We start from the raw sequence: 20,578 nt of genomic DNA on the forward strand, positions 1-20,578 counted from the left end.
GCTCTCATTCCGCCTTGCGGATCCGGTAGGTGCAGCGCCGCCCGCCCTCGAGCAGATATTCCTCGCGCTCGATGCATGCGCCCTCGCCCAGCATCATCCGGAACATCGCCAGCTCTGAACGACAGAAGCCCTGACACACTGTCGCCGCCGCGCAGATCGGGCAATGGTCCTCGATCAGGAGGAAATCCGCGCCATCGCGCTCGACCCGCGCCATGTAGCCCTCGGCCGCGCGGATCGCCGCCAGTGCCTCGACGCGCTCGGAAAGCTGCGCCCTGCCCTGCAGCGCCCTTTCATAGGTCAGGCGCATGTCGCGCTCGCGCTCGGCGATCAAGCGTCCGAGGCCCTCTTCGCCGAACAGGCGGCGAATGTCGCCGATCATTTTCGTGGTGAGTTCGGCATGGGCATCAGGGAAGCGGGCATGGCCCTTGTCGGTCAGCTTCCAGAATTTTTTCGGGCGGCCGACGCCTTCCACGAGGTCGTATTTCTCGACCAGCCCCTCGCGCAGCAACATATCGAGATGTCGCCGCGCGCCCATGCCCGTCATCGACAGCGCCGCGCCGAGCTGGTCCGCCGTCCGGGCGCCGTGGCGTTTCAGCAGGTTGAGAATGCGGTCCGCGGTCTCATGCATGCCTGTATCTTGCCAGAACCGGAGAATTTAGCAACTCCTTCGTATTTAAAATAGATTATTGAAATCAATAGGTTAAGTAAAAATTCAGGTACATCTTCTTTTTATAAACTAAATAGATTACAAATTTGCGTGCTGGGCCCCGCCCGGCGAAGCGTCCTTCACAGAGACCGCCAAATGTCGCGCTTCATTCCCACCCAGCCCCGCCGCAAGCGCAGCCTTGCCGCTGCGATCGTCTCCATGGGCATGGTCAATCTTTCGATGGGCATTGCCTTCCCGCTCGCGGCGCTGATCATGGCCCGGCAGGGCGCGGAACCCGGCCTGATCGGGCTTTCGGCCGCCGCGCAGGCCGCACCGGTGTTTCTGATCTCGCCGATCGCGCCCTGGATCATGCGTCGCTTTGGCCCGGCCAATGTGATGATCGGCGGCCTGTTGCTGGCCGGTGTCTCCTTCCTGCTGATCGGCTACTACGCCAATTTCTTTGCCTGGTTTCCGCTCCGCTTCCTGCTCGGCGTCGCAGGCACCCTATTGTGGGCAACCAGCGAAGCCTGGATTAACGCGCTTGCCGAGGACGCCAAGCGCGGAAAGATCATCGGCATCTATGGCGCCTCAGCAGCGGCCGGCTTCGCGCTCGGTCCGACAACGCTGGTGGTGCTTGGAACGGGCGTCGAGCCCTTCTATCTGGGTGGCGCATTGATGATTGCAGCCGCCATTCTGGTCACCACCGCCGACAAGAGCCGCAATCACTTCGAAAAGACCGAAAAATCGTCACCCATGTGGCGCCTGGTCTTCGTCGCGCCGGCGGCGCTGCTGGTCAATGTGTTTTATGCCGCCGCCGAGGAGTCACTGGTCACATTCTTCCCGCTTTACGCCATCCGTTCCGGCATGGCCGAAAGCGGCAGCCTTGCGCTGCTGACCGTCGCCGCGATCGGCGCCATCGTCATGCAACCGATTGTCGGCGTGGCCGCCGACCGGATGAACCGGCTCGGCCTTTTGATCGGCCTGGTGCTGGCGACAATGGCCGGCTATGCGCTACTGCCTTTCGCGGTGCCCATGTTGATTGCGACCGGCATCGTCCTCTTTCTGGTCGTTGGCCTTGCCAACGGCATTTTCACGCTCGGCATGGTGCTGGTCGGCGAGCGCTTTCGTGGTGCCGAGCTTGCGGGCGCCAGCGCCTTCACAACCGCCATGTGGGGCACAGGCGCGCTGATCGGAACGCCGCTTTCGGGCTTCGCAATGCAACTTTGGGACCCGCACGGCCTTGTGCTGGCCGTCATCCTGATCTTCGCGGCCTATCTGCCGTTCCCGTTCATCGCCTGGGTGCGGCAACAAAAATCGCGCGCCGCCTGAAATCTGCGCTTGAGCTTCCGACGGATACGGATAATCTGCGCGGCTTTTCTCCGTTCAGGGCTTTTGACGCCATGCGCGCCGCGCTCGCCACATTCCGCTCGGACCACCGTCTCTGGATCGACGAGGCAAAGGCGACGCTTGCCTTGTCGTGGCCGCTGATCTTCACCAATCTGGCGCAGGTCGCAATCAATGCCACCGACGTGCTGATGATGGGTTGGCTCGGCCCCGACACGCTCGCCGCCGGCACGCTCGGCTCCAACCTTTATTTCGCCGTTTTCATCTTCGGCATCGGCCTGATGACCGCCGCCTCGCCGATGATCGCCGCCGAGCTTGGCCGCCGAAAGCATTCCGTGCGCGACGTGCGACGCACCGTACGCCAGTCATTCTGGGCAGGGCTCACGATCGTCGTTCCGTTCTGGATGTTGCTCTGGAATGCCGAGTGGATACTGGTCGCACTCGGTCAGCAACCGGCATTGGCCGCGGAAGGCGCATCCTACGTTCGCGCCATGCAGTGGTCGTTGCTGCCAATGCTTTTCTATATCGTGTTGCGGGCCTTCATCGCGGCGCTCGAACGGCCGCGCTGGGCCTTCGTCATCAGTGGCATCGCCGTTCCGTTCAACGCTTTCGCCAACTACTGCCTGATGTTCGGCAATTTCGGATTTCCGGCGCTGGGGCTGGTCGGCGCGGGTATCGGCAGCGTACTTTCCTGCAGCTTCATGTTCGCCGCACTGAGCCTCGTCGTGCTCTTCGACCGGCAGTTCCGCCGCTATCATTTGTTTGGCCGTTTCTGGCGCGCGGACTGGACGCGCTACCGGGAAATCTGGCGACTCGGTCTGCCGATTGCCGTGACGCTCGGCCTTGAAGTGTCGGTCTTCAACGCCGCCGTCTTCGTGATTGGGCTTTTCGGTGCCGCGTCGCTGGCCGCTCACGCCATCGCCCTGCAAATCGCGGCCATTTCCTTCATGGTGCCGCTCGGCTTCTCGCAAGCCGTCACGGTGCGTGTCGGCCGCGCCTACGGCGCCGGCGACCGCGGTGCAATCCGCCGCGCCGGCTGGACCCCATTCGTCATGGGCGTCGTTTTTATGGGACTTATGGCGCTGGTGATGATCCTCTTCCCCTATCCACTGATCGGCGCCTTTCTCGACCGGACCGCGCCGGAAAACGCTCACGTGATCGAGCTTGCGGTCACTTTCCTCGCCGTCGCCGCGCTATTCCAGGTTTTCGATGGCGCGCAATCGATCGGCGTCGGCATGTTGCGCGGCCTGCACGACACGCGCGTTCCGATGATCTATGCCGGTGTCAGTTATTGGCTGATCGGCCTGACGTCTGGCGTCGTGCTGGCTTTTCCGCTGGGATTGGAGGGGCTCGGGATTTGGCTCGGCCTGGCGACGGGACTGGCTGCCGCCTCTTCGCTGATGCTCTACCGCTGGTTTCACCGCGCCACACTGCGTCTGGACGAAGCGTCATGGGCACGTCGCACCTGAATCGCTTGTGTGCAGATCGCACACCGATATGATGCGGTCCGGCCGGAGTCACATTGTGAAATCGCGATGACCCGGAACGGGGGGTTGAGTCAATTGCGTTGTTCGAACCTGACGACCGGTGTGTTGGTTTTTCTCGCCCTCGTTATCATCGGCGCGCCGGCCCATGCCGATGTGCAGCGCATTGAACTGAAGACAAACCCGCTTGTCTGGAACCCGGAGGACCGCAGCGAAACGCGCGCCGGCGAGCTGGAGTGGGCCGGCGGCATCGAAATAAAGTCACCAACAAAGGAGTTCGGCGGGTGGTCGGGCCTCGCCATCAATCCGGATGGAACCGCAATGCTCGCCGTTTCCGACGAGGGACACTGGTTGAGCGCAAAGATTCTATATGACGAAAGAGGCCGATTGTCGGGGATCGCCGAAGGTCGCATGGCGCCGATGTTGGGCCTCGACGGCGAACCGGTCGCCGGGAAGATGCTCGGCGATGCGGAAGGCCTGGTGGTCGACACAGATGAACCCTTGGCTGGCCAGGCCTATGTCAGCTTCGAACGCGCGCACCGTATTTGGCGTTACGATCTCGGTGCAGACGGTTTCATGGCGCGGCCCGAACAGCTCCTGACCCAGCGTCATTTTGGCCGCCTCAATTCCAATGGCGGCATCGAATCGATTGAATTGCTTCCTCCAGCAGACGCCGACGGAGAGCCGCGCATCCTCGCATTCACTGAAGACACGTTAGACCCGCGCGGAAACATCAAAGCCTTCGTGGCCGACGGTCATGATATTTCATGGTTTGCCCTGCGCCCGCGTGCACCATACAAACCGACCGATATAGCGCGACTGCCAAACGGCGATCTGCTCGTTCTGGAACGGCGTTTCTCGATGCTCGCCGGTGTCGGCATGCAACTGCGTCTGATCGACAAGGATGACATCATCCCCGGAGCGGTCGTTGACGGCGAGGTGCTTATCGATGTCGGGCAGCGCTATTCGATCGACAACATGGAGGGCTTGGCAGTTCGTGAGGACAAGAACGGCGATCTGCTGATCTACATGCTCTCGGACGACAACTTCAATATGTTGCAACGAACGCTGCTGTTGATGTTCCGCCTGAAGGGGGACATATCGGCGGCGGTTGGCCCAGTCAGGCTCCCCCGAAACCCGACAGCGGGCGAATTGTCCGGCGCAACATTCCGGTCGGAACAAGCTGAAGCAGCGCCCAACTGAAATACAATCCAGCCTCGACAATGAGGCGAGCGATCAATGCACTGTCCCACGGCGCGGTCGGCCGCATACTGAATGTAACAACGAACGCAATTCCGCCCATCAGTGCCGCAAGAAAAGGCGCTTTCCACCAGGGAATGCCGCGCAACCAATCGAAGGTCAATATGTTGACGAGCTGCGCCAGCGCCATCGCGCCCGCAAAGGCGGCAGCCTCGGGATAGGGTACAACTTCCTCGCTGAAGTCGACGATGAGGCCTTCGTATAAGACCAGGATCAGCGCTCCGCCGATCAGGAGCCATGCGACAAAGGCAGCTGTGAGCGTCAACGCAGGCCCGTAACGGCGACTGGTGATGTTAAGAATGAAGAAAACAGCCGGCAGAACGACAAGACCCCACGTCATCCACTCCGCAGCGTCGAGCCGCGGATCGAGAGAGGCGAGATAACGGGCTTCCGCGACAGGCACCTCACGCAGGAGAAAAGCAGCAGCAAGAGTGGCGCACAAGGCGGCAACCGGCACGATCAGCCGCAACAACGCCGTAACCAGCCGCGCAAGAAAACCCGGCCGGCTGACCGGCACACGATCAACCCCGCTATCCAGCATCCGCACACCCCCAAAACATCGGGGTGAAGTCTAGCGGCGCGGGCCGCAGTCTGAAAAGACCGCGACCTGATTTTCGATAAACTGGGTAAAATTTATTGGAAAAAGGTGGCTGAGAGCCACTTGTTTTTAATTGTAGCAGTTGCAGACACCCGTCAGGCGGCAGCAACCTGTGCCTTCTCGACCGCACGCTTCAGCTTGAGCGCGCGCGAGGAGAGCTGCGCATCGGCAGCCTTCAACAGGAAGGGGTCAAGCCCACCATTATGTTCCACCGAACGCAGCGCATGCGCCGATATACGCAGGCTGACCTGCCGGCCCAACGCATCGCTAATGAGCGTTACCTGGCAGAGATTCGGCAGGAACCGGCGTCGGGTCTTGCGATTGGCGTGGCTCACATTGTTGCCGGACATCACGGCCTTGCCGGACAGTTCGCAGCGGCGGGACATGGGGACTTCCTTTGTAAATTCGTCAGGCTGCCGCAGTTTCCCGCGCAGCCCTTGCAGGCGGGCACGTATAAAAGGCCCGCAAGGACCAGTCAAGGCCCGTTCAGGCTTCTTCTGCGCGCCCGAGCACCAAACCCAGCAGCCGCCGTGCAGCCGCTGTAGGGGTCGTCCCACCCTCCCCCACCTCTCGCTCCAGTTGGGGCACCAGCGCCGCCGCCTTCGGATCGGTCTTGAGGCTCGCAATCAGGCCTTCCCGCAACTCGGTCCAGAACCAGGCTTTCGCTTGATTGGCCCGCAGCCGGTCCAGATCGCCAGATTTCGTCAGCGCCGTTCGGTAGGCCTCCGCAGCCTCCCAGACCTTGTCGAGCCCTTCTCCCTTGAGGGCGGACGCCAAAAGCACGTGTGGTGTCCATGCCGCGGTTTTAGGCCGCATCAGGTGAAGCGCCGCCTGATATTCCGTCTGCGCACGCCGTGCAGCCGGGGCAAGGTCGCCATCGGCCTTGTTAACCACAATAAGGTCAGCAAGCTCCATAATACCCCGCTTGATCCCCTGCAATTCATCACCGCCGCCCGGCGCGAGCAGGAGTACGAACATATCGACCATATCGGCCACCGACGTTTCGGATTGGCCGACGCCTACCGTCTCGACAAGGATAACGTCGTAGCCGGCAGCCTCGGCGAGCAACATGGCCTCGCGCGTCCGCCGGGCGACGCCGCCAAGTGTGCCGCCTGAGGGCGATGGCCGGATAAAGGCGCGGGGGTCACGCGCCAGCAATTCCATGCGTGTCTTGTCGCCAAGGATCGAACCACCCGTCCGTGCCGATGACGGATCGACGGCCAGAACGGCAACGCGCAAGCCTTTGCCGGTCAAAAGCCGGCCGAAGGCCTCGATAAAGGTCGATTTACCCACGCCCGGCGTCCCGGACAGGCCCAACCTGACGGCTTTGCCCGTCTCGGGAAGCAACGCGGCCAGCAGCGCCTGAGCAATCTTCTGATGATCAGCGCGCGATGATTCGACAAGTGTTATGCCGCGCGCCAACGCAACGCGGCTCCCGGCGCGAATATCGGCAGCCAGTACCGATGGATCGGGCAGAGCGCGATTCAGGGCTTGTCGTTGCCGCTGCTTTTTTTCGCCACCAATCGTCATTCCAGTTGCATACTTGGTCAAATGGGGCTCCGTCCAGCCCCCGGGGCAGCCAGCAGGGGCCCGTTCACCTCCGGTTCATGCAGTTTTGGCGACCATAAGTCCCACGAGGCGATCCGCCCGGTAAAACCGGGCCTGACCGAGCGAGGAGAAAAATGGCGCGATCCAAATACGCAATCAGGCGAACAGTTCCGGCATGGACGGCGCTCGCGGCAGCCATATTTGCGCTCGCACCCATGCCGGTTCATGTTGCAGCGGCGCCCGTTCCGCCAGAGTTGGAAACGGAGCAGCCCAGCATTCAGGCTGACTACACAGTGTATATCGGCGGTTTCATGGCCGCGGAAGGCACGGTCAGTGCAACCTTGCACGATGATACATATGTGATGAGGAGCTTCCTCGGTGTCGCCGGTGTGCCGAAGAACTTTTTCGATGCGAAATGGACCATGGAAAGCAGCGGCCGCATTAACGAGGCGGTGCCGCGCCCTGACTGGTTTGCATTCCATTCAAGCGAAAAAGGGAAAATCAAGTATCGAGAGATGAGCTACGACGCTGCCGGACGTCCGGAAATGACTTTCGAACCGCCGCTACGGCCTCACGAAGAGATTCGCGTGTTGCCGTTTGAGCGCCAGAATACGCTTGATCCGATCAGCGCCCTGCTGTTGCCGGTCACGACGAACGGGAATCCGTGCACGCGCCGCTTGGCAGTCTTCGATGGCAAGCACCGCTACGACCTCCAACTTGCCTTCGACAGCGAGGGCACGGTGACGACGCGCGACAAGGGCTATAGCGGCAAGGCAATCCGCTGTTCGGTTCAGATGACGCCACGCAGCGGGATGCGCCAAACGAGCTTTACCCGAATGCTTCAACAGCGCGACAATGCACATATCTGGCTCGCCCCGATGAACGGCGGGAACATCTATATCCCCGTGCGCATTCAGGTAAGAACACCGATCGGCGGCGCTGTCATGGATGTCGTGAGACTTCGCCAGTATGCGGCGAAAGAACCGACTGCAACAGCTGCAGCGGCGAAATAGGCGGGCGTCAGCGGTCGTCCGTCTTTCCAGTTTCAGACGAACGAGTGACTTCGGAATAAAGCGCCCGCAGGCGCTTCACCAGGTCATCTTCAGGCGAAGTTCCCGCTTGTTCGATTTCCTTCAACAGTCCCTCAAGTCTTGTCGACAGCATGTCGTAATAGGCGCGCTGCTGCTCATCCGGATTCTTCATCCGGGGATCGCTCAAATCGACAAGACGACGCCGCTTTGGGCGTGCAAAGCCTTCTCCGGTGCTCATCACACCTCCAGGGATCTCGCATATTTGAAACCTGTCGGCGGTCATGTTTTCCCGAGGTTTCCGGACCCGGGAGGGCACAACTCACCTGGCATGGCCCATTGGCGGCAGCTCTGAGATCGTTCGAGCCGCACGCGTACCATCGCCTGCCCGAATCTTTGTCCGGGCGTTCAGCGCTGAGATAACGACGCGTGTGAGCAGTTGCAATATCGAAAAAGCGCGTCGTGCGCTTTTGACGCAGACCGAGCCTTATTCCTAGGCAGGCAAAAAAATGCCGTATCTGTTGGCACTATTATGCCGCATGCCGTCGCTTTTCGCGAATAAGTGTCAGGATTTCGAGCGCCGCTGAGGGAATATTCGTACCCGGACCGAAAATCGCCGACGCCCCAGCCTCTTTCAGGAAGTTGTAATCCTGTGCCGGAATGACACCACCACAGATAATGAGGATGTCATCGGCGCCTTCATCCTTGAGCGCTTTGGCGAGCGCTGGCACCAGCGTCTTGTGACCGGCTGCGAGGCTCGAAATTCCAATAACGTGAACGTCGTTCTCGATCGCATCGCGCGCCGCCTCTTCGGGTGTCTGGAAAAGCGGTCCCACATCGACATCAAAGCCGAGATCGGCAAAGGCGGTCGCAATCACTTTCGCACCGCGATCATGACCATCCTGACCCATCTTCACGACCAGCATCCGCGGGCGCCGGCCCTCGGCCTCGGCGAACGCTTCGATTTCCTTTGAAATCTTCATGAAGCCCTCATCCCCTTCGTAAGCCTGCGCATAGACGCCCGATATCGACTTGATCTCGGCACGGTGACGGCCAAACACCTCTTCCATCGCGTCCGAAATCTCGCCGACGGTCGCGCGCGCGCGCGCTGCATCGACAGCAAGCGCGAGCAGATTCCCTTTGGCCCGCGCACCTTCCGTGAGCGCCGTGAGCGCCGCCCCGCACGTCGCCTCATCGCGCTCCGCACGCACTTTCTTCAAACGTGCGACTTGCGCCTCACGCACCATGGCGTTGTCGATGTCGAGAATCTCGAGCGGATCCTCTTTCGACAAACGATACTTGTTGACGCCCACGATAACTTCCTGGCCACGATCGATGCGTGCCTGCTTGCGCGCCGCCGCTTCTTCGATCCGCAGCTTCGGCATACCGGTGGCAACGGCCTTGGTCATACCGCCAAGCTCTTCGACTTCTTCGATCAGCTTCCAAGCTTCGCTGACGAGAGAATGCGTGAGGCTCTCCATGTAGTAGGAGCCGCCCATCGGATCGATCACATTGGTGATGCCGGTCTCGTGCTGGATGACGAGCTGCGTGTTGCGCGCGATGCGGGCCGAAAAATCGGTCGGCAGGGCAATCGCCTCATCGAGCGCATTCGTGTGCAGCGACTGCGTACCGCCAAGCACCGCCGCCATCGCCTCGATCGTGGTGCGAATGACATTGTTGTAGGGATCCTGCTCGGTGAGCGAGACACCCGAAGTCTGGCAATGCGTCCGCAGCATCGACGACTTGACGTCTTTCGGATTGAACTCGGCCATGATTTTCGACCAGAGAAGCCGTGCCGCGCGAAGCTTGGCAATCTCCATGAAGAAATTCATGCCGATGGCAAAGAAGAATGAGAGCCGGGGCGCAAACTCATCGACATCCAGCCCGGCCGCCAGTGCCGCGCGGACATATTCGCGCCCGTCGGCCAGCGTGAAGGCAAGTTCCTGAACCTGTGTCGCACCCGCTTCCTGCATATGATAGCCGGAAATCGAGATCGTGTTGAACTTCGGCATGTGCCGGGAGCAATAACCAATAATGTCAGCGACGATCCGCATTGAGGGTTCGGGCGGATAGATGTACGTATTGCGGACCATGAACTCCTTCAGAATATCGTTCTGAATCGTGCCCGCAAGCTGTTCCGGTTTCACGCCCTGCTCTTCGGCCGCCACAATATAATTGGCAAGAATGGGGATAACGGCACCGTTCATCGTCATCGACACCGACATCTCTTCGAGCGGTATCCGGTCGAAGAGAATTTTCATATCCTCAACCGAGTCGATCGCAACGCCCGCCTTGCCGACGTCGCCGACGACGCGCGGATGGTCGCTGTCATAGCCACGGTGCGTGGCGAGATCGAAAGCGACCGAAAGCCCCTTCTGACCGCCAGCAAGATTGCGCCGGTAGAAAGCATTCGACTCTTCGGCGGTCGAAAAGCCGGCATATTGCCGGATGGTCCACGGGCGGCCGACATACATCGTTGCCTGAGGCCCCCGCGTATAGGGGGCAAAGCCGGGAAGCGTATTGGCGTCATAACCTTCAGCGGCCAGCCGCTCCAGATCCTCAGCCGTATAGAGTGGCTTGACGTCGATGCCCTCCGGGGTCTTCCAGACGAGCGACGTTGAACTGGCGCCCTTGGTTTGTTTGCTGACTGCAACTTCCCAGTCGTGAAGCGTCTTCCTGTCGGCCATCTCGTCTCTACTCGCTCGAAATTCTTCGGAAATTCCCCAGTCGCCACTGTAACATAGCGCTGCCGGTCCCAAAATGCGGCTGGAGTATCGAGGAACCGCCGAGCAGGGTCAAACCGCCCGGAAATACGGAGACGGGGCCACAATTCCGTTGCGTCAGATCGGTCGCGAAATTGCGTCCGCGCTCTGGCCGCCGTCAAATACATGCCTTACGGTGTGGCTGGCCGGATACGCTGTGCCACCGCTTCAGCGCAGTGGAAGAAAATTGAGGGAGAAATATGTCTGTGACCCGAGTTCGTCTGAGCGCGCCCGCGATGACCGTCTTCGCGCTTTGCCTGGTCGCCTTTACGATTACAGCCTGCACCGGAGGAGGGGCGGCCCGAAAACGCGACGCCGAGGGGCGCGTGCTGCCAACACTGGCGGAGCAGGATCCCTCGGGGACGCTTTATGCAAAGTCGATCAGCGATGCCGGGCGCGGCGAATGCGACGAACGAACTCTCGATGTTCTGACCTGCTTTTCCTATCGCGGACATGGATATGAAGGCGCACAAACGGCCTTGGGCCAATGCCTGATTACCGGCGGCGACAACACCGAAGGGATTGACTGGGTGCACCGCGCCGCAGACGCCGGTTGGCCCGACGCTCAAAAACTCCTCGCCCAGATATATCTAGCCGGAAATGTAACGACGCGCGACAGCGTCGAAGCGGCCAAATGGGCCAAGCTGTACAGCCGCAATCCGTCCCTTCTCTCGCTCGGCGTACAGCCTGACCGGAATCTCGCTCTCGCCTTTCAGGGCGAGATTGCGGTGGAACAAAACACCGAGGCCGATCAGCGTGTTGCCGCTTGGGCTCCGCGCTACTGGACCCCGACCTCCCAGGTTGACCAGAACGTAAAACGAAGCTGCGAAGTCGAGGGACGTCGCCCCCCCCGCGCGCGCCAGGATGCGCCGCTCATAACGGTACCCGATATCTACTAGCGACCGCTCATCGCCGGCCCGTCGCTGCTGACGACATTGCCCGGCTCGACGAGAACGGCGACGACCCAGCCCGAAGATTGGCCATTTTCGGGGTAAAATCTTGCATTCAGGGAAACTTTACCTCCCTCCCCTAAACCTCATAGCACGTGGGGTTCTAATTTGGGGGAGGAGCCCCGCTCGGATGCCCGGCACGCCAATGGACATGAAACCATCCACAGGGCTCGGAGCAAGCCCCATGCAGCCATTGTTCGCCAGTATACCCGGCGGCGGCGTGCCAGGAGCAGATGCACGTGCGCGCCGCATCAGCCTCGAGCTCTACCGCTCGGTGATGAAAACCTTCCGGACACTGCCGATTTACTTTCCGGCCATCGTGGGCGCAATTGCCTTTGCTTTCGTTCCCGCCTATCCGGCTCCCGTCATCGTCGCGTGGTGGCTTGCCATCGTGGCGATACACATCGAATATGCACTGTTCCAGCGGCGCTTCTTCGCGTCAGACGAAAACGAAATCGATCCGAAGCCATGGGTTACTGCGACGGCCGTACGCTTTTGGGTCATGAATATTGTCTGGGTTGGTCTCATTCCGCTTTTCTGGCAGGCGGACGGCAGCATCCAGAACCTTGCCATTCTGATGATTTTTATCGTTCACGTCGTCATGGCATCGCAAACGTCGTTTCCCGTCGTAACGCTGGTGATTGCGTCAACATTGCCGATCATGACCGGCGTTGTTTCCGCAGGTATCGCCACCGGCGAGTCAACATTCGTGGCCCTCGGCCTCGCTTGCATCCCGACCTACCTCTATCTGGTGCGCATCGCACAACAACAGAGAGCGGCAGCAACGGAAACGCTCACACTGCGCTTCAGGAAAGCCGATCTCATAGAGGATCTGGAGCACGCGCACGACATGTCGGAGACCGCGCGCCTTCATGCGGAAGAAGCCAATGCACAACTGCTCAGCCGCGAGCACCATTTCCGCGCATTGGTCGAAAACGCCTTCGACGTTGTGCTGGTCACTGACCAAGACGGCATCATTCAGTATGCATCGCCGGCCGCCGAAAAAATCGGGCTCCCGCCCGACGCGCTGGTCGGTCTCAACGGACTCGAACTCCTATCGCCTGAACAACAGGAAACACTGCGTCAGGACGCTTTCGAAACCAGCGATGGCATCCGGCCAGCCGGCCGCAACTATGAACTCTTGATACCGCGACATGAGAACAAGGCGATCTGGATCGAGGCAACCGTCACAAATCTGCTAAGAGACGAAAACGTCCGGGGCTTCGTCGTCAATCTTCGCGACATTACGCAACGCAAGCGCGCAGAGAACGAGCAGAAAAGTCAGTTCCGCGTTCTTCGGGCCCTCGCAACCGGAATGGAACTCGACGAGGTGATGTCGCTTCTGGCCGTGGGCGCAGAAGAAGCGAATCCCGGCACACGCGCTGCCGTCTTCCTGCTCGACGGTGAGGAGAATCTGATCACCTGCGCAGCGCCACACTTGCCGAGCGATTTCGCGCAGTGGGTCGCCGACTTCTGGAAAGAGGAAAAGACGGGCATCTTCGGCAGCATGGCACTTGCCGGGCAGAGAATCGTCGCCACCGATCTGCAAAACGAACACCACGGCACCGGCATCGCGCCCTATATGCGCAAGGTCGACGTCAACTCCCTCTGGTTTCGGCCTATCCTGTCGCGCAACGATCGCGTCGTTGGCGCCTTCGCCATGTACCTGTCCGACGCCCGCGAACCGGACAAGTGGGAGGATGCCTACCTCCTCGGAGCCGCGCATCTGGCAGGCATTGCCATCGAACGCCGCCGTGCCGAACAGGGGCTTAAACAGGCGACCGAAAGCGCCGAATTGGCCAACCGCGCCAAGAGCAAATTCCTGGCCAATATGAGCCACGAGCTGCGCACACCGCTGAACGCGATCATCGGCTTCTCCGAAATCATGCGCGACGGCATGTTTGGTCCGCTCGGCAGCGAGCGTTATCGGGAATATGCCGTCGACATTCACGACAGCGGACGTCACCTGCTCAACGTCATCGACGACATTCTTGATATCTCGAAGATTGAAGCCGGACGCTATGCGATCGAGGAGCAGGAGATCGACCTGGCGGATGTCCTGCACTGGTCTGCCGAGATGATGCGCGCCCGGACAATGGACAAGCAGCAGAAAGTGTCTCTCGATCTTCCCGACGCCATACCACGCGTCTGCGCCGACCAGCGCGCCATGAGACAGATCATGCTGAATTTGCTATCGAATGCGGCGAAGTTCACGCCGCCGGGCGGACGGATCGACATTGCTGTCGGTCTGACGGAGACGGGCGAACTCAGCGTCGTCGTACGCGACACAGGAATCGGCATCCCTGCCGACAAACTCGGCGAAGTGATGGAACCCTTCGGTCAGGTCGACGACACCAACGCCCGTCAGCACGGCGGTACCGGCCTCGGCTTGCCGATCACAAAGTCGCTGATCGAGATGCATGACGGCCACTTCTGCCTCGAAAGCACCGTCGGCGCCGGCACAACGGCAACGATGAAGCTGCCCGCCTCACGCTTGATATGGGCAAAAAAAGGCGAAGCCTCCGCGCGTTAGGCGCAAGCGGCGCCCTGCGCGCGGAGCCGCTATTCCGCCGCCTTCTTCTGCCGCTCGCTGGCGCCGATAAAACCGAAGAGATGCCCGCCGACTTTTCGCATCTGAATTTCTTCCGACCCTTCGGTAATCCGGTAGCGGCGGTGATGGCGATAAATATGCTCGAACGGCTTGTGCCGCGAGTAGCCCATGCCGCCATGCACCTGGATCGCCAGATCGGCCGCCTGACAGACAAGCCGGTTCGCACGATAGTTGCACATCGACACCTTGTCGGAGAGATGGCGCGCGACATCCTTCTTCGACATTTGATCCATCTGCCACGCCGTCTTGTAGACGAGATTGCGGATCATCTCGCACTCGGTGTGCGCTTCGATTAGCGGGAACTGGATCGCCTGATTGGTGGCGAGCGGTTTGCCGAAGGGCTTGCGCTGCTTGGCGTATTTGACGCTTTCGTTGATACAGAACTGCGCCGCGCCAACTCCCGACGCCGCCTGACGGATACGGTTCTCATGCACGAAATGCTGCGCAAGTTCGAGCCCGCGCTCGGGGTCGCCAAGGATTGAATCGTCCGGCACCCAGACATTCGTGAACGATACACGCGGATGGTCGGTGGGCATGTTGAACGTCCAGAGATACTCCTCGACCTTGACGCCGGGCGTGTCTGTCGGAACGATAAAGCAGGTAATGCCGAGCGGATCGCCGTCCTGGCCGCTGGTGCGAGCGAACACAAAGTCGTGCGTCGCAACATGCATGCCCGTGTTCCACATTTTCATCCCGTTGATGAGCCAGCCGTCCTTGCCGTTGCGCTTCTCGCGGCGGCCGCGTGTCTCCATCCAGGTTGCATCCGAACCATGCTCGGGTTCCGTGAGGCCGAAGGCGACACGCACGGAACCGTCGAGCGAACCGGCAATGAACTGCTTCCTTTGCGCCTCGGTGCCGAAGTCGCGGAACATCAGGACTGTCGGGAAATTGCCGACGATCGAATTTTCGTTCTGAAGATCGTTGTGAAGACCGAGCCCCTTGGCCGCCAGATGTTCGCGGATAACCGCCATACCGAGATTGGTACCGTCTTTGCCGCCATACTCCTTCGGCAGGGCGTAGCGCAGGTGACCCGCCTTGTCGGCAATCTTGCGCATTTGGCCCAGCAGTTCTTCCCAGTCATGGCGCGGCAAGCCCTGATTGTCCCAGTCGGTACGTGCATGTTCGCGGCGGTGATCGAAGAAACGCTCATTGTCGTCCCGCGCCTGCAGCGGTTTTATTTCCTTGTCGATGAAATCGTCCAGCACATGGAGATAGTCGGTGATCTCTTTGGGGATCGTGAAATCCATATCGTCCTCCGGATGTCGCCAGCCCCTGACGGGCCTGATGGCAAATATCGATGTTCGCCACTATAGACCGCGGTCCAGTATCGGAAAGGGTCCACAGGCGCGCCGCAAACCAACTGCCGCCAGGACGTTGCGGAAGGCACAGGAAAATTTTTCTGTTAACGAATTGTCCGCCTAAGATATTGTCCAACCACAACATTTAGCCGTGAACGAAGACGGAAGACGGAATGGTCGGCGATTCGGACCCGGTTCGTTCGCTCAATATTCCAGTCCTTAATGCCCGCACGGTTAATCGCGGCGTACCCTTGCCTCCACGTCCTTTTGCCCCGATGGTGCGCCTCGAAACATGAGTATCCTGTCCGTCCCCACACCCAGCCGCAATGCACGCGACGGCCTTGCCGAACGCCGCCGCATCACCGCTGTGCTGGGCCCCACCAATACCGGCAAGACCCATCTCGCCATCGAGCGGATGATGGGCTACGAGACCGGCATGATCGGGCTGCCGTTGCGTCTGCTTGCCCGCGAAGTCTATGACCGTGTTGCAAAAGTGAAGGGCGCGCGCCACGTGGCGCTGATCACCGGCGAAGAGAAAATACTCCCGCCGAACGCTCGCTATTTCGTCTGTACCGTCGAGGCGATGCCGCTCGACCGGCCGGTCGAATTTCTGGCCGTCGACGAAATCCAACTCGCCGCCGACCGGGAGCGCGGACACACCTTTACCGACCGCCTCCTCCGCGCCCGCGGGCTTTCCGAAACCATGATGCTCGGTTCCGAAACGGTACGGGGCCTGATCCAGAAATTGTTGCCGGAGACGAATTTTGTCGTCCGGCCGCGCTTTTCCGAACTGACATGGACGGGTTCGAAAAAACTCACACGCCTGCCGCGCCGTTCGGCCGTGGTCGCCTTCTCCGCTGACCGGGTTTACGCAATCGCCGAGTTGATCCGTCGCCAGCGCGGCGGCGCGGCCGTCGTCATGGGTGCCCTTTCGCCGCGCACCCGCAACGCTCAAGTGGCGCTCTATCAATCTGGCGAGGTCGACTTTCTGGTCGCGACCGATGCAATCGGCATGGGGCTCAACATGGATGTGGACCATGTCGCCTTTGCATCGACCCAGAAGTTCGACGGCCATCAGCATCGCTCCCTTCGTGTGGCTGAATTGGCCCAGATCGCCGGCCGCGCCGGCCGCCATATGAACAACGGCACCTTTGGCGTGACCGGCGATACTCAGCCGCTGGACGACGAAGTCGTTTCGCGCATTGAGAACCATAGCTTCGAGCCCGCACGATTCCTGCAGTGGCGCAATCCGCATCTCGAGTTCTCAAGCCTCGCCGCGCTGATCCAGAGCCTTCAGCGGCCGCCCGAACGGCCGGTGCTCGCCCGCGCGCCCATCGCCGACGACCTCGAGGCGCTGACGCGCATGGCCCGCAACGCCGACGTCCAGACATCGGCAAGGTCATCTTCAGCTATAGAGCGGCTATGGGAGGTGGCCCAGCTTCCCGACTTCCGCAAAACACTGGCAAGCGAACACGCGGACCTTCTGACAAGGCTCTATCTGTTCCTTATGGAACCTTCCGGACGCGGCGCGGCTCGCATACCCGACGACTGGATCGCGCGCCAGATTGGCCGCCTCGACCGCGCAGATGGCGAGATCGACACCTTGTCAGCCCGTATCGCCCATATCCGCACATGGACCTATGTGGCGAACCGTCCGGACTGGCTTCATGATCCTTCTCATTGGCAGGAGCGCGCTCGTGCGGTAGAGGATAGGCTGTCAGATGCGCTGCACGAGCGTCTGACGCAGCGGTTCATCGACCGCCGCACCAGCGTGCTAATGAAGCGCCTGCGCCTGAACGAGGATTTAATGGCGGCTGTTAACAATGACGGCGAGGTTTTGGTGGAGGGCGAGTATGTCGGCCGCCTTCATGGGTTCGTCTTTGTTCCCGACCCGAGGGCCGATGGTGAGCAAGTGCGTGTGCTCCGCACGGCGGCGGATCAGGCGTTGACAAGTGAAATTGCAGATCGCGCCCAAAGACTGGCTGCAGCACCGGACGCCGATATTTCCCTGTCCGATCATGGTCGGGTCGTCTGGACAGGCCATCCGGTTGCCGAACTGAAGGCGGGTATCGAACCGCTGAAGCCGCGCTTGGAACTGATTGCCGGCGAAGAGCTGAACGGCGCGGCACGCGAGGCGGTACAGACCCGCCTTGATGGCTGGATCGCGATGCATATGGCAAATGTCCTGGCGCCATTGGTTGCGCTGCGCGATGCGATCGAAATCGAAGGTCTTGCGCGCGGTGTCGCTTTTCGTTTGATCGAACATCTCGGATCGATGAAGCGCGAATGGGTGGCTGAAGACATTCGCACACTCGATCAGGCCGCGCGCGGCCAGTTGCGCAAGCATGGCGTCCGGTTCGGTGCTCATTCGATTTTCATGCCAGCACTGCTGAAGCCGGCTCCGGCCCGTTTGCTGATGATGCTCTGGGCGCTGACACGCAAAGATGACAACGACCCATTTGCCGGCCTGCCCCAACCGCCGGCACCGGGCCTGACCTCGGTCACGGCCGACCCGTCCGCCCCGCAAGGCTTTTACGAGGCTCTGGGCTTCCGCGTTTGTGGCACGCGCGCCGTCCGGCTCGACATGCTGGAACGCATCGCCGACCTGATCCGGCCGGTAATTGCCGCCCGCACCTACAATGGCGGCTTTGTGGTGACGCCCGACATGATGTCGCTGGTTGGATGCTCGGGCGAGGAATTCGCAAGCCTGCTGCAAGGCCTCGGTTATCGCTCGCAACGCGAAACCATCGTCCCGCGTCCGACGGATACGGCAGGTTCGGAAGCAACGGGTGTCTCGACCGCGGTGATCGACGCCGCTGCGCAGCAGACGGCTGCGGAGGCAGCGCTTGCGGCGATAGTCGACGCGATCGCAACGCCTGCAATTGAACCGGCAGCCGGCTCAACGACAGAGGCAAAAGCCGTCGAAATACCGACGACAGGACTGGATGGCGCCGACCAGGCCGAACCCGAAATATCGATGCCTGCAGAGCCCGCAATAGCCAATGCCGCAGTCGAGCTTGAAATCTGGCGACCGGCCCGCCGCAAGCAGGAAGGCAAACCGGCACGGCGACGGCAGCCGAACAAGGCAAAAGCCGAGACAGGGGAAAAGCCGGCCGAAGCGCGGGGCGAACGTCACAGAAAACCGAGACGCAAACCGGACGATCACGGTGAGCGGCCAGCCAAGGGTCCGCGTCCGGATGGCGGACACCGCGAGCCGCGCAAGTTGCGCGAACGCGAACCCGACCCGGATTCGCCCTTTGCCGCGCTGGCCGTGCTCAAAGAGCGCGCCGGCGGCAACTGATCCCAAGGACGATGGAAGACGCGGCCGGACGGCCTGGTCAACGCATCGACCGCTGGCTCTGGTGCGCACGCTTTTCGAAGAGCCGTTCTGTTGCAGCGGCGCTCATTCAGAGCGGGCGGTTGCGCGTCAACGGAGAGCGCATCTCGAAAGCAAGCCGAAACGTGCGTCCCGGGGACGTTCTCACTTTCCCGCTGGGCACCCATATCAGGGTCATCGAGATTGTGCTGCTCGGGCTCCGTCGTGGTCCCGCGTCGGAGGCTGCGGCCCTTTATAGGGACTTGGAACCACCACCGGAGCCCGGTGCGGCAAGAACGACGGCCGAACTGGCCACAGGTCGCTCGCCCGGCATGGGCCGCCCGACAAAAAAAGAACGGCGCCAGACCGACGCATTGAAGAAAAATGAATAATTTTACAAATATCATTGTATTTGAACATATCTTCCGAACCGTATAAGTAAAATAACATGTTCTCCAACATTAAATCGTTCCTCCTGGGTCCGGCCGAAGATGCCGCCCCGAAGTTCGACAATCTTCAGATCGCCGTCATGGCACTGCTGGTGCGCGCCGCAACGACCGATGCCGATTTCAGCGACGACGAACGGCGCACGATCCGGCAGATTGCCACCGATACCTTTGGCCTCGCTCCGTCAGATCTGGACGCTCTCGTGGCGACAGCCGAGAGCGAAGAAGCCCGGACGATCGATCTGCACCGTTGGGCACAGGCGATAAAACGCGGCTATGACGAAGCCGAACGCCTCAAGCTGGTCGAGAAAATGTGGGAGGTCGTCTATGCGGATGGAGTCCTGGACGATTACGAAGCCAACCTGTTGCGACGCGTCGCAGGCTTGATATACGTTCCCGATCGCGAATCGGGCGAGGCGCGGCAGCGCGTCCGTGCGCGGCTCGGATTGCGGGACCGGCCCACCCGCTCCCCGTAAACTTGAAAGGACCGCGCGAAGACCGCGCGACTGGAGACTGCGATGACCTATATCGTGACCGATGCCTGCATCCGCTGCAAATACATGGACTGCGTCGAAGTCTGCCCCGTGGACTGTTTCTACGAGGGCGAGAACATGCTGGTCATCCATCCCGACGAATGTATCGATTGCGGCGTCTGCGAACCGGAATGCCCGGCCGAAGCGATCAAACCGGACACCGAGCCCGGTCTCGAGAAATGGCTCGAACTCAACACCGAATATGCTTCGAAATGGCCGAATATCACCATCAAACGCGAACCCCCGGCCGATGCTGAGGAATGGCAAGGCGTCGCTGGCAAGTTCGATGATCACTTCAGCCCGGAACCCGGCGAAGGCGATTGAGTGGCGCCGACAGGCAAGTCGCCATTTTGTCCTGATTTGAAACAACCGTCTCGGCCACAAAGCCGGTGGTCCTGCAGGAAATCTCCGCCGTTTACCGCAGAAACATACACCAATCAGGTGGGTCGGGGCTCTATCTCCCTGTGTTAACTGTCCTTTTGCCGCGCCGCCTTCCAAGAGGGCGGTTTTTGTGTTATATATATCGCACAGTAAAAATGCTGCGATTACGGACGCGAAAATACCCTGGCAGCACAGCCACACGTTGAAGACGCACGGGTTGTGTCTGCATTTCGTCACCTCGCTCCGCTTTGCCGGCCCGCAATGGCCGGTCTGAGGTAGGCAAATTGCCGACAGCATATGTTTCGGCTGTGATCGGCCCGCCGGCGGGAAACAGGTGTCATCCACAGGAGTCGGCTGCCCTGTTTGGCGGTCG

Annotated in this window: 17 protein-coding genes; 10 read left to right on the forward strand and 7 right to left on the reverse strand. The window is 60.6% G+C overall.

Annotation, left to right across the window (positions count from 1 at the left end):
- Window positions 1-4 precede the first annotated feature (4 nt).
- Window positions 5-628 (reverse strand): metalloregulator ArsR/SmtB family transcription factor, encoded by a 624-nt coding sequence (locus tag Q7V31_RS17170; protein ID WP_304736115.1) that lies wholly within the window; start codon window positions 626-628, stop codon window positions 5-7.
- A 174-nt stretch (window positions 629-802) separates the two neighbouring features.
- On the opposite strand from Q7V31_RS17170, the gene Q7V31_RS17175 reads away from it, so the two are divergent.
- The 3 genes from Q7V31_RS17175 (at window position 803) to Q7V31_RS17185 (ending at window position 4,677) form a co-directional block, all read left to right on the forward strand.
- Entirely contained in the window at window positions 803-1,975 is a 1,173-nt protein-coding gene (locus Q7V31_RS17175; protein WP_304736116.1) for an MFS transporter, read from the forward strand.
- Window positions 1,976-2,046: 71 nt separating this feature from the next.
- A complete protein-coding gene (locus tag Q7V31_RS17180) occupies window positions 2,047-3,459 on the forward strand; it encodes an MATE family efflux transporter (RefSeq protein ID WP_304736118.1) in 1,413 nt (470 codons plus the stop codon).
- Between the two features lie 9 nt (window positions 3,460-3,468).
- Complete coding sequence (locus Q7V31_RS17185) at window positions 3,469-4,677, forward strand: esterase-like activity of phytase family protein (RefSeq protein WP_304736119.1); 1,209 nt, start codon at window positions 3,469-3,471, stop codon at window positions 4,675-4,677.
- Here the strand turns inward: Q7V31_RS17185 and Q7V31_RS17190 are convergent.
- From Q7V31_RS17190 to meaB, 3 genes are all read right to left on the reverse strand, one after another.
- Window positions 4,595-5,281 carry a hypothetical protein gene (locus Q7V31_RS17190; protein WP_304736120.1) on the reverse strand — a complete coding sequence of 229 codons (687 nt, stop codon included), beginning with the start codon at window positions 5,279-5,281 and terminating at the stop codon, window positions 4,595-4,597. The two genes, Q7V31_RS17185 and Q7V31_RS17190, sit on opposite strands and share 83 nt — an antisense overlap.
- Before the next feature lie 146 nt (window positions 5,282-5,427).
- On the reverse strand, window positions 5,428-5,718 hold the full coding sequence (gene rpmB / locus Q7V31_RS17195) for a 50S ribosomal protein L28 (RefSeq protein ID WP_304736121.1): 291 nt from the start codon (window positions 5,716-5,718) through the stop codon (window positions 5,428-5,430).
- A gap of 100 nt (window positions 5,719-5,818) precedes the next feature.
- Window positions 5,819-6,862, reverse strand: a complete 1,044-nt coding sequence (gene meaB, locus Q7V31_RS17200; protein ID WP_304736155.1) for a methylmalonyl Co-A mutase-associated GTPase MeaB — start codon at window positions 6,860-6,862, stop codon at window positions 5,819-5,821.
- A gap of 152 nt (window positions 6,863-7,014) precedes the next feature.
- On the opposite strand from meaB, the gene Q7V31_RS17205 reads away from it, so the two are divergent.
- Entirely contained in the window at window positions 7,015-7,893 is an 879-nt protein-coding gene (locus tag Q7V31_RS17205; RefSeq protein ID WP_304736123.1) for a DUF3108 domain-containing protein, read from the forward strand.
- A 7-nt stretch (window positions 7,894-7,900) separates the two neighbouring features.
- Here Q7V31_RS17205 and Q7V31_RS17210 read toward each other — a convergent pair whose 3' ends face one another.
- The gene (locus Q7V31_RS17210; RefSeq protein WP_304736124.1) at window positions 7,901-8,194 is read right to left on the reverse strand and encodes a hypothetical protein; all 294 of its coding nucleotides are present in this window, start codon (window positions 8,192-8,194) and stop codon (window positions 7,901-7,903) included.
- A gap of 244 nt (window positions 8,195-8,438) precedes the next feature.
- Window positions 8,439-10,595: a methylmalonyl-CoA mutase gene (scpA, locus tag Q7V31_RS17215; RefSeq protein WP_304736125.1), complete on the reverse strand. Its 2,157-nt coding sequence runs from the start codon at window positions 10,593-10,595 to the stop codon at window positions 8,439-8,441.
- A 275-nt stretch (window positions 10,596-10,870) separates the two neighbouring features.
- On the opposite strand from scpA, the gene Q7V31_RS17220 reads away from it, so the two are divergent.
- A complete protein-coding gene (locus tag Q7V31_RS17220; protein WP_304736126.1) occupies window positions 10,871-11,569 on the forward strand; it encodes a hypothetical protein in 699 nt (232 codons plus the stop codon).
- Between the two features lie 235 nt (window positions 11,570-11,804).
- Window positions 11,805-14,153 carry an ATP-binding protein gene (locus Q7V31_RS17225; protein ID WP_304736127.1) on the forward strand — a complete coding sequence of 783 codons (2,349 nt, stop codon included), beginning with the start codon at window positions 11,805-11,807 and terminating at the stop codon, window positions 14,151-14,153.
- 29 nt (window positions 14,154-14,182) lie between these two features.
- Here Q7V31_RS17225 and Q7V31_RS17230 read toward each other — a convergent pair whose 3' ends face one another.
- The gene (locus tag Q7V31_RS17230; RefSeq protein ID WP_304736129.1) at window positions 14,183-15,478 is read right to left on the reverse strand and encodes an acyl-CoA dehydrogenase family protein; all 1,296 of its coding nucleotides are present in this window, start codon (window positions 15,476-15,478) and stop codon (window positions 14,183-14,185) included.
- A gap of 343 nt (window positions 15,479-15,821) precedes the next feature.
- Here Q7V31_RS17230 and Q7V31_RS17235 point away from each other — a divergent pair, with 343 nt between their 5' ends.
- The 4 genes from Q7V31_RS17235 to fdxA are packed head-to-tail and all read left to right on the forward strand — an operon-like array spanning window position 15,822 to window position 20,148.
- Window positions 15,822-18,830, forward strand: a complete 3,009-nt coding sequence (locus Q7V31_RS17235) for a helicase-related protein (protein WP_304736130.1) — start codon at window positions 15,822-15,824, stop codon at window positions 18,828-18,830.
- An 11-nt stretch (window positions 18,831-18,841) separates the two neighbouring features.
- Window positions 18,842-19,237 carry an RNA-binding S4 domain-containing protein gene (locus tag Q7V31_RS17240; protein WP_304736132.1) on the forward strand — a complete coding sequence of 132 codons (396 nt, stop codon included), beginning with the start codon at window positions 18,842-18,844 and terminating at the stop codon, window positions 19,235-19,237.
- 56 nt (window positions 19,238-19,293) lie between these two features.
- Window positions 19,294-19,767, forward strand: coding sequence for a TerB family tellurite resistance protein (locus Q7V31_RS17245; RefSeq protein WP_304736133.1), 474 nt, complete (start codon window positions 19,294-19,296; stop codon window positions 19,765-19,767).
- Between the two features lie 42 nt (window positions 19,768-19,809).
- Window positions 19,810-20,148 carry a ferredoxin FdxA gene (gene fdxA / locus Q7V31_RS17250; RefSeq protein ID WP_304736134.1) on the forward strand — a complete coding sequence of 113 codons (339 nt, stop codon included), beginning with the start codon at window positions 19,810-19,812 and terminating at the stop codon, window positions 20,146-20,148.
- Window positions 20,149-20,578 lie beyond the last annotated feature (430 nt).

Origin of the sequence: Parvibaculum sp., from assembly GCF_030651915.1 — a bacterium.
Classification (GTDB): Bacteria; Pseudomonadota; Alphaproteobacteria; order Parvibaculales; family Parvibaculaceae; genus Parvibaculum.

Bases quoted from the DNA above. Each gene is read 5' to 3' on its own strand.
- Q7V31_RS17245 (WP_304736133.1), top strand. From the start codon at position 19,294: ATGTTCTCCAACATTAAATCGTTCCTCCTGGGTCCGGCCGAAGATGCC.
- Q7V31_RS17240 (WP_304736132.1), top strand. From the start codon at position 18,842: ATGGAAGACGCGGCCGGACGGCCTGGTCAACGCATCGACCGCTGGCTC.
- Q7V31_RS17180 (WP_304736118.1), top strand. From the start codon at position 2,047: ATGCGCGCCGCGCTCGCCACATTCCGCTCGGACCACCGTCTCTGGATC.
- Q7V31_RS17230 (WP_304736129.1), bottom strand. From the start codon at position 15,478: ATGGATTTCACGATCCCCAAAGAGATCACCGACTATCTCCATGTGCTG.
- Q7V31_RS17220 (WP_304736126.1), top strand. From the start codon at position 10,871: ATGTCTGTGACCCGAGTTCGTCTGAGCGCGCCCGCGATGACCGTCTTC.
- Q7V31_RS17175 (WP_304736116.1), top strand. From the start codon at position 803: ATGTCGCGCTTCATTCCCACCCAGCCCCGCCGCAAGCGCAGCCTTGCC.
- meaB (WP_304736155.1), bottom strand. From the start codon at position 6,862: ATGACGATTGGTGGCGAAAAAAAGCAGCGGCAACGACAAGCCCTGAAT.
- Q7V31_RS17205 (WP_304736123.1), top strand. From the start codon at position 7,015: ATGGCGCGATCCAAATACGCAATCAGGCGAACAGTTCCGGCATGGACG.
- fdxA (WP_304736134.1), top strand. From the start codon at position 19,810: ATGACCTATATCGTGACCGATGCCTGCATCCGCTGCAAATACATGGAC.
- Q7V31_RS17225 (WP_304736127.1), top strand. From the start codon at position 11,805: ATGCAGCCATTGTTCGCCAGTATACCCGGCGGCGGCGTGCCAGGAGCA.
- rpmB (WP_304736121.1), bottom strand. From the start codon at position 5,718: ATGTCCCGCCGCTGCGAACTGTCCGGCAAGGCCGTGATGTCCGGCAAC.
- Q7V31_RS17210 (WP_304736124.1), bottom strand. From the start codon at position 8,194: ATGACCGCCGACAGGTTTCAAATATGCGAGATCCCTGGAGGTGTGATG.
- Q7V31_RS17170 (WP_304736115.1), bottom strand. From the start codon at position 628: ATGCATGAGACCGCGGACCGCATTCTCAACCTGCTGAAACGCCACGGC.
- Q7V31_RS17235 (WP_304736130.1), top strand. From the start codon at position 15,822: ATGAGTATCCTGTCCGTCCCCACACCCAGCCGCAATGCACGCGACGGC.
- scpA (WP_304736125.1), bottom strand. From the start codon at position 10,595: ATGGCCGACAGGAAGACGCTTCACGACTGGGAAGTTGCAGTCAGCAAA.